This window comes from Ruegeria sp. BC1, from assembly GCF_056539305.1.
On record NZ_JBQFUT010000003.1, the window covers coordinates 137016 to 149778 of the forward strand.

The 12763-nt window shown below is 54.7% G+C and carries 12 protein-coding genes; 5 read left to right on the top strand and 7 right to left on the bottom strand.

What is annotated here, in order from left to right:
- Positions 1–135 precede the first annotated feature (135 nt).
- Complete coding sequence (gene acdA / locus ACR0IY_RS08820; protein ID WP_480672325.1) at positions 136–1341, bottom strand: 3-sulfinopropanoyl-CoA desulfinase; 1206 nt, start codon at positions 1339–1341, stop codon at positions 136–138.
- Here acdA and ACR0IY_RS08825 point away from each other — a divergent pair.
- Both ACR0IY_RS08825 and ACR0IY_RS08830 read left to right on the top strand, forming a co-directional pair.
- A complete protein-coding gene (locus tag ACR0IY_RS08825; protein WP_480672327.1) occupies positions 1341–2324 on the top strand; it encodes a LysR family transcriptional regulator in 984 nt (327 codons plus the stop codon). The two genes, acdA and ACR0IY_RS08825, sit on opposite strands and share 1 nt — an antisense overlap.
- A gap of 151 nt (positions 2325–2475) precedes the next feature.
- Positions 2476–3939, top strand: coding sequence for an SLC13 family permease (locus tag ACR0IY_RS08830; RefSeq protein WP_480672328.1), 1464 nt, complete (start codon positions 2476–2478; stop codon positions 3937–3939).
- A 106-nt stretch (positions 3940–4045) separates the two neighbouring features.
- Here ACR0IY_RS08830 and ACR0IY_RS08835 read toward each other — a convergent pair whose 3' ends face one another.
- The 4 genes from ACR0IY_RS08835 to ACR0IY_RS08850 all read right to left on the bottom strand — a co-directional run bounded on the left by ACR0IY_RS08835 (position 4046) and on the right by ACR0IY_RS08850 (position 7947).
- On the bottom strand, positions 4046–4912 hold the full coding sequence (locus tag ACR0IY_RS08835) for an alpha/beta fold hydrolase (RefSeq protein ID WP_480672330.1): 867 nt from the start codon (positions 4910–4912) through the stop codon (positions 4046–4048).
- 248 nt (positions 4913–5160) lie between these two features.
- Positions 5161–6123, bottom strand: a complete 963-nt coding sequence (locus ACR0IY_RS08840) for a TAXI family TRAP transporter solute-binding subunit (protein WP_480672332.1) — start codon at positions 6121–6123, stop codon at positions 5161–5163.
- A gap of 66 nt (positions 6124–6189) precedes the next feature.
- Complete coding sequence (locus ACR0IY_RS08845; RefSeq protein ID WP_480672334.1) at positions 6190–7212, bottom strand: D-cysteine desulfhydrase family protein; 1023 nt, start codon at positions 7210–7212, stop codon at positions 6190–6192.
- A gap of 6 nt (positions 7213–7218) precedes the next feature.
- On the bottom strand, positions 7219–7947 hold the full coding sequence (locus tag ACR0IY_RS08850; protein WP_480672336.1) for a TSUP family transporter: 729 nt from the start codon (positions 7945–7947) through the stop codon (positions 7219–7221).
- A 92-nt stretch (positions 7948–8039) separates the two neighbouring features.
- Between ACR0IY_RS08850 and ACR0IY_RS08855 the strand changes: the two genes are divergently transcribed.
- Positions 8040–8948, top strand: coding sequence for a LysR family transcriptional regulator (locus ACR0IY_RS08855; protein WP_480672338.1), 909 nt, complete (start codon positions 8040–8042; stop codon positions 8946–8948).
- A 266-nt stretch (positions 8949–9214) separates the two neighbouring features.
- Here the strand turns inward: ACR0IY_RS08855 and ACR0IY_RS08860 are convergent, their stop codons facing one another.
- Positions 9215–10432 carry an HlyD family secretion protein gene (locus ACR0IY_RS08860; RefSeq protein ID WP_480672340.1) on the bottom strand — a complete coding sequence of 406 codons (1218 nt, stop codon included), beginning with the start codon at positions 10430–10432 and terminating at the stop codon, positions 9215–9217.
- A complete protein-coding gene (locus tag ACR0IY_RS08865) occupies positions 10429–10809 on the bottom strand; it encodes a hypothetical protein (RefSeq protein WP_480672342.1) in 381 nt (126 codons plus the stop codon). The genes ACR0IY_RS08860 and ACR0IY_RS08865 overlap by 4 nt, the downstream gene beginning before the upstream one ends.
- A 397-nt stretch (positions 10810–11206) precedes the next feature.
- Here ACR0IY_RS08865 and ACR0IY_RS08870 point away from each other — a divergent pair, with 397 nt between their 5' ends.
- Positions 11207–12214: a helix-turn-helix domain-containing protein gene (locus tag ACR0IY_RS08870; protein ID WP_480672344.1), complete on the top strand. Its 1008-nt coding sequence runs from the start codon at positions 11207–11209 to the stop codon at positions 12212–12214.
- A 140-nt stretch (positions 12215–12354) separates the two neighbouring features.
- Entirely contained in the window at positions 12355–12645 is a 291-nt protein-coding gene (locus tag ACR0IY_RS08875) for a glycine zipper domain-containing protein (protein WP_171672847.1), read from the top strand.
- The last annotated feature ends 118 nt before the right edge of the window (positions 12646–12763 follow it).

A 12763-nucleotide genomic window follows, 5' to 3' on the forward strand; every position in this document is an offset into this window, starting at 1 on the left:
CGGGTGGAAGCACAATAATACATAACACTAAACGGAAATTGCGTTGGTTGTCATGTTTTATGCCGCCCTTGAAGCTGCCCGTACGCAGGTAAATCAGCCGTTTGACGTAATCGCAATCGCAGCGGCCTGAGGCTATCAACCCTCGGCTAGCTTCGTGTACCCGTCTCTGGTTTGTGGCGTTTTTATTCCCAGCAAACTACCGGCGACCTGTGTTTTCAGAATCTGCGCGGTTCCACCGCCGATGGTAAACATGCGTACGTCGCGATACATGCGCTCGATCGGCTCCTGTGCGCCGTATCCGCGGGCACCAAAGATCTGCAAGGAGTCGTTGACAACTTCGATCGCCTGTTCAGACGCAAAGGCCTTTGCCCTGGCTGCCATCATCATGTCAGGAAACCCAGACGGCCCAAGAGTTCCAGCGGCCTCGTGCAGCATCAGACGGGACGCATGGACCGCCGTATCCATGTCTGCAAGCATCCATTGAAGACCCTGAAACTCCTGCAAGGGGCGACCGAACTGATGACGCTCGCGCAGGTATCTTTTCGCATGTTCTAGCGCGCCCGCTGCAATTCCCATGGCCACCGTTCCGGCCCCGACACGCTGACTGTTATAGGCGGTCATTAGATCGGCAAAGCCACGTTTCAGTCCCGACGGGGTGACCAACGCGAAACACTCGTCAACTTCCAGATCGGTAAAACGAAGCTCAGTTTCGGGCATTCCGCACAACCCCATGGTCCGTTCGCGGCCAACCACATCGAACCCTTTGGGGGCGATACCGTTTTCGGGATCGTAGTGAACCAGAAACCCGGTGATCCCCAGATCGGTTCCGTCTTCATCCAGAACACGCGCAAAAATCAGGTAGAGCTTCGAAACGCCGCCACCGGTGATCCAGTGTTTGCAGCCGTTGATCAGGTATTTCCTGCCAATACGCCGGGCCGTTGTCTGCATCTCGGTCGCCGCGCTGCCGGCGTTGGGCTCAGTTATGCAGATTGCAGGCTTGTCCCCCGACAGGACCAGCGGGGCCACAAAGTCGCGTTGCTCATCTGTGCCATAGGCCATGATTGCGCTGATGCCGCCCATATTGGCCTCAACAACGATCCTGGCACTCAACGCGCAGGCTTTGGCGATTTCTTCGACGGCCAAAACCACGTCAAGGTATGAGGCGCCGAGCCCTCCGAACCTGGTCGGAATTGTCATGCCCATAAGCCCGGCGTCGGTCAGTTCTCGTACGTTTCCCCAGCAATAGGTGTGGGTCTCGTCCCAGTGACTGGCGCGGTCCGCAAATCCCGGAGCAAGTTCGCGGGCGATTTGCTGATACGTTTTTGTTCCCTGATCAAGCATTGGGCCATCCTCTCTGCTCACAATTATGTGAGAGCCTGCTTGTTGTTTTCAATCGAATTTACTTTGTATTTAAATTAAGTTTTATTGAATTTATGCAGATATCAGCTTTTGAAACACTGGTTGCGATTGCGCAGCACAGCTCATTTTCCCGAACCGCAGAAGTGCGCAACATGACACTGTCTGCTGTCAGCATGCAGATGAAATCGCTGGAAGAAGAGCTTGGCGCAACGTTGTTCGATCGCCGGTATCGGCCACCCAAGCTGACCCCACTTGGAGTAAGGATCGCTCAGGACGCTAAGACAATTGTTGATGCCTACTCAGTTCTGAAATCAAGATGTGTGCCTACCGATCAACTGACCGGAACTTACCGGATCGGGTTTGTCCCCTCTGCTGCCGCTCGAATCCTGCCCCTGTTTCTCGGAACCGCAGAACAGTTGGCTCCAAAATCAATGTTGAGCACCAGCACCGGATTGTCAGAGACTTTGTGCGAGCAGGTCCGAGTTGGTCAATTGGATGCGGCAATCGTAACTGAAATCGCAGATGCGACATTTGATCTTTGCTGCGAAACGTTGATCCGAGAGGAAATGGTGGTCGCCGCGCCGCTGGGCAGCAAGGTAAAAGGACTAACCGAACTTTCCGGGTCCCATCCTTTCTTGCATTTCATACCGTCGTCGGGCATCGGCAAGCTGATCGCCCAGTACCGAAATCAAATGCAATTGATGTCGAAGGAAGTGATTGTCCTCGATAGTATCGAAGCCATCGTAAATTGCGTAAAAAGCGGGATCGGGTACGCGCTTTTACCCAAAACAGACGTATTGCGGTATGGGGCTGATCAGGTTCTGGTCCTGCCGTGTAAGCCGCAACCGTTGTTTCGCAACATATCGCTGGTGACACGTGAAGACGCCCTGACTGAAATATGGCGCCCAAAGCTGAAGACGCTGCTCGAAGCCAGCATAACTGGACTGAAAAATACAGAAATATAACCCGTTCAAATCGTTTGGTTTATTGCTGGTAGCACACAAACAAAATCCTGCAGATGACATAAGCTAGGCGATTGCCCTAGTCTGACACAAGGCGCAGCCACGAGCGCTGCACAGATATATCGTCGGGATTGTTACACCGAAGGATGGTGTCATGCACGAGCTTCAGGTCCAGTCTGTTCGTTCCCGTTGGCGCGTGTTTCTGGCGCTAATTTCGGGCCCGATACTGTTTTTTCTCGTTCGTTCGCTTGATACACCGCCTGGAATGTCCGAGGCGGGTTGGACGTTGCTGGCTTTGCTGGCGTGGATGGTTGCATGGTGGCTTAGTGAGGCGATACCCCTAGCCGCCACCGCATTACTGCCGGTTGTCGTCATGCCTCTTGCCGGAGTTGCCGAGATTGGTACGGTCACGCAGGCCTATGGCCATCCCCTCATATTCCTGTTTCTGGGTGGGTTCATGCTGGCCATGGCGATTGAAGCCGTCGGCCTTCATCGGCGCATCGCGCTTGCAATCGTTTCAAGGGCCGGTACGGGGCCACGCAATCTGACCCTGGGTTTCATGATTGCCACCGCATTCCTTTCGATGTGGATCACGAATACAGCCGCTACAATCATGATGTATGCGGTTGCACTGTCTGTCATCGACTTCATCAAGAGCAAAGTCGCGGCCTCGGATGAGCTGCGCCGGTTTTCCGTTGGCCTAATGCTTGCAGTGGCCTACAGCGCATCGATTGGAGGAATGGCCACGTTAATCGGTTCACCTGTCAATGCCTTGCTGGCGACGATCATGTCTGGTGAATACGGCATAACGGTCGAGTTCATTGATTGGCTGATGATCGGCCTTCCGATGACACTGGCAATGTTAGTTGTCGCCTGGGCCTTATTGAGCTTTGTTTTATTTCGTTGCGACGGCTTGGCAGAGAATGACCTTGCCGACGCTGTTCGCATTGAACGGGAACGGCTTCCGCCGATGGGCCGCGCGGAAAAGACCGTTGCAGTGGTCTTTGTTCTGGCCGCAACCGGTTGGATATTCGGGGATCAGATAACGCATTTCACCGGATTGCCAATTACAGATACCGGCGTGGCATTGATCGCAGCTTTGTTGCTATTCGCGACCCCGACAAACGCGCATATGACGAAATTCGCGTTGGATTGGGAAACAGCTGTGAAATTGCCCTGGAACGTGTTGATCTTGATCGGAGGTGGGCTTGCCGTGGCCTTGGCGTTTCAGATCACAGGACTGGCAGATTGGATCGGAGAACAGGTGTCCGCAATTGACATCACCGTATTCGCCATGGTGTTTCTAGTTGTTGCGATGATGGTTTTCCTGACCGAAATCATGTCGAATCCAGCGTCGGCTGCAACGATACTTCCGGTGGTTTCTGCTGTTGCTATCGGGTTCGATTGGAGCCCGCTTTTACTGGCCGTACCGGCCGCGCTTGCGGCCAATATGTCCTTCATGATGCCAGTCGCTACGGCTCCAAATGCGATTGTTTTTTCGAACCCTGATTTAAAAATCACCGACATGGCGCGGGCCGGGTTTTGGCTCAATTTGTGCGGTATTGCCCTGTGCACTTTGGCGGTCAACTTCGTCTATCTACCTATTTTGGATTGGTAGTAGCTAAGGCAAAATACGGCCCAAAGCGGTGTATCGCGAAGGTTCAAAATTGCTACGGGCGCGATCGCGTGATGTGGTCAAACTATCGTCCTGCAGACATTGCTAGCTACGATAAACCGGCAACCGCACCGACAAACTCGGTCCACCGCTCGCGATCCACGAACCCATAGTGCCCTGCGCCCGGCCATTCATGCGCTGTGCAGTTGGGAAGCTCAGAGCAAAGGTATCGTGGCATTTCCGGTGAGATAATATCGTCGGCAGTACCAAAGAACATTGTCACTGGTTGCTGGATTTCCTTTGGCGAAAATCCCCAATCCCAAAGAGCCATCGTCATTTCGAAAACTCCTTCCTCGTGTTGCAGATAACCAAGGCGAAAGTTTTCTTCGAACAAGGCTTGCTGCTCTGGATTGCGGAGTATGGTTTTGGCTTCGTTGGGCATTTGGTCAACGACAGACTCCACATATGAAGGGATGTCTTTCAAAACGCTTTTGGCACCCATTCGCTCAGCCCAACGGATTAGAAAGGTCAAATGGCGCAGTTTCGCGATGGTCTTGAGATCCTTCAATACCAGCAATTTGGTAACACCTGGCTCATCGAATGGCGCAACAGGAGAAGCGAGCGCAACCTTGCGGACACGTTCGGGCATGTGAAACGCCACCGCTAAAGCGTGGGGGCCGCCTCCAGAATGGCCCGCTACGTTGAAGGTATCAAGGTTAAGGTGGTCGGCCAGTTCCTCCATATCTGCCCCCCAATCAACCATTCTCCGGCCCGGCTTGGGGCTCGACCCACCAACACCGGGCTCATCCGCTGCAATCCATCGCACTCCAAGCGAAGCGGTTAAACTGTCGTCGGGTTGACGAATTATGTGAGAGTCGGAAAACCCATGGCTAAAAATCACTGGCGTTCCGTTTGGATCGCCGTAAGTACTGAATGCTAGCGTTCTACCATCTCTGAGAGTTATGTGTTTGGTCACGTTGTTCTCCTAAACCGAAATAACCTTGGGCTGTGAGTTCATTGGACTGCTGGAAGAGATTTGATCCAATGGTGCTAGCCATTCTAAAATTGTCAGATGCCTTATTGTTTGCTTCGCCAGCTTACATTGCATTTGAAGTCATCTCATTACTCAATCGGGCTTGTTTTTGTCGGTGCAGGGTCACGCGAATAGTTTTGTATCAACGTGGCCCATGCACGTTTTGGGCGAATTGCCGAAACCGCCTCGCCTTACTGCAACAGTCCTTTTTCCTGGTAATATTTCAGCGCACCCGGATGGATCGGGGCTGATAGACCAGCCGTTATCATTTCCTCTTTAGTCAGGTTGGCGAACGCAGGGTGGAAGGTGCGAAAATCGTCGAAATTCTCAAAGATGGACGACACCAAAGCATAGACCGCCGCATCAGAAACATTGGCCGATGTCACAAGTGTTGCACCGACCCCAAAGGTCTCAACATCGCTATCAGTTCCGCGATACATGCCGCCGGGGATTGTGACCGAGCGGTAATAGGCGTTGTTGTCGATCAAACCTGTCACCGCCTCGCCGGTCACAGGCACCAGCTTGGCGTCGCACGTGGTAGCGGCCTCGGTCAGATTCCCCGAGGGATGGCCGGCCGTGATAATGAACGCGTCGATCTGGTTGTCGCACAAGGCACTGGATTGCTCTGCGGACTTCAACTCGGCAGCAAGGGCGAACGTGTCTTTGGTCCAGCCTTTGGCTTCCATCAGCACCTCCATGGTGCCACGCTGGCCAGAGCCGGGATTGCCGATGTTAACCCGCTTGCCTGCCAGATCGTCAAAATGCTCGATCCCCGAGTCTGCGCGCACCATCACGTTGAACGGCTCCGCATGGACGGAAAACACTGCGCGCAGGTCTTCGAAAGGCCCGTCATCTTCGAACTTGGAAGTGCCATTCAGTGCGTGGAACTGCCAGTCGGACTGGGCAACGCCAAATTCCAACTCACCTTCGCGGATGGTGTTGATATTATAGACCGAACCGCCTGTGGATTCGACGGTGCAGCGCACCCCGGTTTCCTTGCGGTTTTTGTTCATCAGGCGACAGATTGATCCCCCGGTGGGATAGTAAACCCCGGTCACGCCACCTGTGCCGATTGTTACAAACTCTTCTGCCTGCGCTGCCGCAACTCCAAGCGACAGTGCCATTGCCGAAGCCAGAATCAGGTTCTTTCTCATCGTTTACTCCCTTTCGTTTTTATTGTTTCGTTTGCCTTTATTGCGGTGTCAGGGCGCCGCGCTCCTTCAGATCGTTTCAAACGCTTCCTGATATCCAAACAGGGCCGGAAGCCCTCCGGTATGCAGCAGGACGATTTTTTGGCCCTTGCGGATCACACCCTCGTCCAACAGCTTCAGAAGGCCGGCAAACGTCTTTGCCGAGTAGACCGGATCCAAAAAGATGCCTTCGGTTCGCGCCATGAGGGTCAAGGCATCACGGGTTCCCTCCCCGACCTGCCCATATCCGGGCGCAAGCACGCCGTCCCAAACATTGATATCGTTCATGACGATCGCCGGGTCGAAACCCATCAAGGCCGACAGTTTCCCCAGGACTTTTTCCATGCGTGCGTACTGCTGATCCTGATCGCGTCGCACACATATTCCGTAGACGGGTGCGCGCATTCCGGACAGGCGCAACCCGGTCAGAAACCCGCCGTGGGTTGAGCCACTGCCTGAAGGCACGACAGCAGCATCAAAATCGCGCAACTGCGCGCACAGCTCTGCACCACCCTGAACATAACCCAATGCCCCTAAGGGAGGGTGGTCGATACCAAGATGGATGACATAGGGACGATGGCCCGCGGCAACCAGCTGAGCCGCCCGTTCATGCAAGGCATTGTCCGCGCCAACTTCATCTTCTCCGACTGGAAAGCGCATGTGCTCAGCGCCCAGAATTTTGGCCAGCAGGACATTGCCAGAATGATAGTAGTGTTCTCCCATTCCCGGCACCCGTTCTTCCAGCTGCAGAACGGATTTCATCCCCAAACGGGCGGCGGCGGCGGCGGCAGTACGTACAAAATTCGACTGTACTGCTCCAGTTATCAGAACGGTATCGGCCCGCTGTCGTAAAGCTTCGCCAAAATAGAATTCCAACTGACGGGTCTTGTTCCCGCCAAAGCTAAGCCCGGTCAGGTCGTCCCGCTTAAGCCAGAGGTCAATACCAAGTTGGTCTGACAGGCGATCCAGCCTCTCGACGGGTGTGATGTCGGTCATCAGTCGAGCGCGCGGGAACTCGGACAGTTTCTGGTCGATTTCCATCTGTTCAATCATCACGTGTCATCCAACAAGATAGGCACGGCGGAAAAGGACCGCGCATGCGAGAATCGAGATCAACCGAATGGCATGGGTTATGGCCTGCTGCGGCAACAGCGGGCCGATCAGGTACCCCAGCAAACTGCCCGCAAGAGTGGCGACAACAAACGGCCAAAGCCATGGGGCGCTCGCAAAGGCCGTCCAGTCCGATAGGCAGTGTAATGCAAAGGCTGAACCATAGGCGATCAGTGCGACGGGCTGTACCAACCTACGCGCTTCGTGTGGGGTTCGGCCCGATGCTAGAAAACCCAAAATCATCAATGGACCGGGGGTCGCTGCCCATACCGTGGCAAGGCCAGACAGGCCCGAGATTGCCTGAAGTCCGTGTGGACCAACCCTGTTTTCCTGCGGCAACAACGACGTGGCAACTCCGACAAGCAGAAGCACACCCGTTAAAGCCAACACCATGCGTTCCGACAGATAGGGGTAAATCAAAAGACCCACAGCTATGCCCGCACAGCACCCGATTATGGCCTTCCGGATCAGCGCTTTGTTGTTCAACCACACCCGTCTGTCCGTTGCGACAAGCGATACCAGCGTGTTCAACAGGAGCAATACCGGAACAGCCGTGGTCGCCCCCAACAACACCATCATCACAGGCGCTGCGACGATGCTGAACCCAATACCAACCCCCACCTGAATCGCGGCACCTGTTACAATGGCGAGCAGCAGGATCAGTAGCTCAGCGGACATGTTTCGACCCTTAGTTGCGCAGTTCATGCCTAAAACGGTAACGCCAGTTAGCTTTAATGAAAAATCATCTTATTGTATTTATTGATACGCTGATGTTATCAGTGCTTATGCGTATAACTGCCCGACAGATTGAGCTTTTCCAGATGGCCTACCGACACCGGTCCACGCGAAAGGCGGCAGATGCCCTGCACATATCTCAGCCCGCCATAAGCCGCGTCGTTGCTGAACTTGAGACAGAAATGGGCGTGCCCCTGTTCGATCGATCAGGACGTAAGTTCGAGCCAACCTCTGCAGCGCACAGTCTGCAGCAGGCGGTCCAAAAACACTATCAGGGATTGGAACGTATCCAGGAGGCCGCAATCCAAATCGCCTCTGGCACAGGAGGACATTTGCGTGTGGCGACGGTTCCTGCGGTGGCCGATACCCGCGTTGCGCTTGCGGCCGGTAAACTCATGGCGGACCTCTCGGCCCTGAGAGTCGATGTCGATGTCCTTGACGAAATGGCCGGAATGGCCGCGTTGCGCGAAGGTCGGGTAGATTGCGCAATTGTGTCGTCTGACCCCGGCGATCCAAATCTTGCTTGTACCCGGCTGGCCGACCTGGAACCCGTGGTAATAGTTCCCCGGGATGATCCGCTGGCCACAGCGAGCAGTGTTTCGGCTACCGAACTCGCGAAGGCGCCTCAAATCATGCTGACACCTCGTAGCCCGTTCCGACGCGCTGTGGAGACAATGTTCGACAGCTGTGATGTTTCGTTTCAGGTCAGAGCCGAAGTCCAGACACAAACTGCTTTGATACGCATGGTTGCTCAGGGCGCAGGCCGCGCGATCGTTGACAAGGATATTCTGGGGACTTCGAAGGCTGGCGATGTATCAATAGTGCCTTTGACTTACGATCTCAGCTGGCCGGTTCGAATGATCACCTTTTCCGCTTCAAATGACATCCCCGGTTTGCAGAGATTCACGAATGAACTGAAAGAGTACCAGGGCCAGCCCGGTTAGTTTTAGAAGTAATTGACAGCCCATAGCGGTCGTTTGACCATGATCAACGTCGCTGCGGTGCGGCCCATCAAAGAGGCCGTTCGCCACGCGAGCAAAGCTGTCAGACAGCCGGTGTCCTAAGAGCGAACCTTCCAACCGCTCGCCGAGCGGCGAAAACCGGGACAGAACCCGCATTTTTTGGCATGCAGCCTGTCGGCAAATAGTATGAAACGGCTCCCAACATTTATTGGGAGCCGTGCTTGTTGAATTAGGGAAACTTCGGAAAATCAGGCGTGTCCACCACCGATCAAACCGATCCCCGAAGTCAGTCCGAACCAAGCTTTGACCCGCAGACCAACCGCTTTGATGATACCCATGGCCTGAATCCCATGTGCGACAAGTGATCCTTCCAAGTCACCTTCAAAACTGGTGGTGTAGGATTGAACGATGCAACCGCTTCCTGGCACCAGAAGATCGCAGTGCTCTGGGTGTACGAGGTCAAGATGGACGACGATCTGACCTCGTTTTGCTTTTTCGCTAGGTTCGATCAAGCGACCGCTAGGCGCGAGCTGACCCGAGGAAATCGATTCCTGAATGCGGACGATCCTTGCAGGAAGAACGGTATTGCGCATCGAGATGTTGAAGTTGCTTTCGCATGCCACTTCCGCCGCCATACCTTCATACAACTCTGTGCGTGAAACCTGTGAAAAACCAGCGACGATACGTCCACGCTCAGCATCTTTCCGATCCGGTACAATCACCATGGCAGGGCTCATCGCGGCTTGTGCTGCACGCGACCCAACGTTCAGGGTGACTTGTTCAACTACACCATCGACGGAGCTAAGCGTCAGCGTCTTTGACAGTTCCACCTGAGCTTGCTTCAACGACGCGCGTGCGGACGCGAGTTGGGCAGGCAAAACAGCAGTCGCCTGAACTTGCGCCACACCCAGTTGCGTTTCAGCAGCCTCAACCTCTGCTTCCCGGGTGCTCAAGGTCGCCTGCGCACGTTCCAACTGGCTCAATTGAAATGCAGCAGAGCCTTTCGCTCGAAGTGCCTCGTGATCCAATAGTACCAGCTCGGCCTGTTCTCTAGCCGTAACCGCAGCGTCAACCACGGCCTGAGCCGTCTGAACCTGCAACTCTGCTGCCAGTTTCGCGCTTTCGATCTCCTCAACTTTACGGGACGCAAAGTCTACGGCGGCTTGTTCCGACGCATTCTCAACTGCAAACAGCGGATCGCCAGGTTCTACACGGTCACCGCCCTTAACGTATATATCGGTCACTGTTCCACCGTTCTCGGCAACCACTGGAACAGTTCTGAAGGGCACGAGGCCAGTGTAGGACTTGGGGTAGTAGTAGAATACCGCAAAAAACACGATCAGGGCCAAGACGAACCACATGAACAGCGCCCGGTGAACATTGTACAGTGTGACAGGCAGCCCGCGCCATTTCAGATAGATCACGCGCAGGACAAACGGAAAAGATGTGACGAGTAGCTCGATCATTTTACCAACTCCTCTTGCGAAGGACGCCACCACAACATGAAGTCGCGCGCGATTGCGGTCATAATCAGGGCGGCTGGCAGCAGAATGCTAAAGTGGCTGAGTGCAGGCATTAGTTCATACGCCAGGGCTACGGTCAGCATCATCGGAATGGTTGTACGCAGCGGAGTGCCTTTTGATTTGTGCTCGGTATAGCGTTCAAGGCGCGCATAGAGGTGTACGACCAGTAGGATCGTAAGAAATAGAACAATCAGGCCGACCCAAGCGTAGGTGTCGGTCTGATTGGGTGCGACCCACCATCTGGGGTTGCCGCCAGCGGCAAAGGCAGGAGTTGAGATGAGGCCAAGTATAGGCGCCATCAGGAACGCGGGTGGTTTCATGTTTCAGGTCCTTTTGTTGCGCATCCAAGCTGCGCGCGTAGATTTTCAGTGTCTTGAGAACGTCAATTCTCGGTTGGTTGTTGTGCGGGTTCTGAGGGCTGTTCCCGCGGGGCGTAGGGAGGATCCCAACGACGTCCGTTCGGTGTTTTCTCACTAAGTGGCGAATTGCGAAGACCGTGGATGTTCCCTCCCGACCACTCTTGTTTGGCCGAGTTTTGGATTGCCTTCAGAACGCGGTAGTACCTTGCAAAGTAGATCATGGTCGTTTCCTTTCTGATGACCCGGACCTAACCGTCATCGCGTCCGCGATCCTGAGGGTTCTGGACATTTGTTATTGGCTTCTGGACAATTGCAGCGACTGCAGGGGGTTGCGTGCCAGTCAGGGGAGGACGCAAAAGTGCCACGCATCAGCGCTTACAGACTGCAAAATGTCGGACTGCGTTATGCGCAAGAACCCGGCGCGCGCATTCCATTTCCCGAGATCCTGGAAATGGCGGGGGCACCCCGTGAAATCGTCGACAGCCCCGACGCCACTGTCGAGCTGCTGCATGAAGCAGGCACAATTGAAACCGCCTGTCGGGTTCTGGACGACAAAACCTTCGCCGCGCGGGTTGGTCTTTCGGCGCAAGGTCCCGGAACACTTCTGGCCTACATCGTGCGCGCAGCCGAAACGGTGGAAGACGCGCTGGTATTGACGCAGCGCTTTTATGCAATGCAAGATCCTGACCTGCTCCTAAACGTCGTGGGAGCACCAGATGAGCCAAAGATCACTCTGGAGAGTAGTGTAATCCCGGCGCATCAATATCCTCGCCATCGCGAAATGCTGATATTCGGACTTTATAAGCGCGTTCAACAAATCACCTCTGACGGGCTTGCCCCGATCTCTATCGAGTTGGAAACGGACGATGCCAAGCATTGCAGGCTGCTGGCAGATTTGGCGGGATGTGAAGTCTTAGGCTTCAAGTCCGGTTATGCCTTGGCTCTGCCCGCAAACGGCATGAGTTTTCGGATACCAACGGCAGACCCCACCTTATTGGGACACTTACGTAGGCACGGGGAAGAGCAACTGAAGGCTCAGCCTGATGCAGTCCGCAGCCTGTCCGACCGCATAGTGGGCATGCTCGGGGAGCGTCTTCCCGGGCCAATACCAAACGGCGACGATATAGCCGGAGAGCTTGGACTGACGCGGCGCACAATGACCCGGCACCTGTCGGCCGAAGGAACAAGCTTTAAAGCGCTCTTAGAAGGGGTGTTGTGCGACTTGTCCAAGCGGATGCTTCGGAGTGGAGAAGGTGTTGCCCGGGTTGCATTCATGCTTGGATTTGCGGATCAGGCCGCCTTTTCAGTGGCGTTCAAGCGATGGACAGGTGAAACGCCCGCCAGGTTCCGTAAAGCTGGCCGCTAAATCTATCGGCACCTGCCGCAAGATGTCCAAGATCCACAAAACCTTGTCCCATTTCCAAAAGAAAGCAGGCCATCGGATCACCTAGTTCAATGACACACGGCAGCCGCAGTGGTTGCTGACCCAGAACAAGCATCATCCCTATGAAGACTTCAAAGAAACTCTTTATCGCTCCGATCTCGGGCGCCCTTCTGATCACCATGGCTGCTACAGCCCATGCGGACTACGTCACAGACAAGGCAATAAAAGGCGCAGTTGTCGGCGCCACTGTCGCCGGTATCGCTGGTGAAAGCATCGTAGGTGGCGCTGCCGCTGGTGCCGCAGTCGGAGCCGTGGGCGGTGCGATCCAGAAGGACAACTTCGAAGACGCGCAGGACGAAGCCCAAGAGCGTCGCGACGACTTCAAAGAAGAACATAAGGACTGGAACGACTAAAACTTGACCGCCAGTGAAACAGAAAAAGGAGAAACACAGCCGAACAAACCAGACCGGTCAGCATGCGCTGTTAGCATCCAGACGCGATCTGACTGACCATCCCGCACAGAACTCGCAA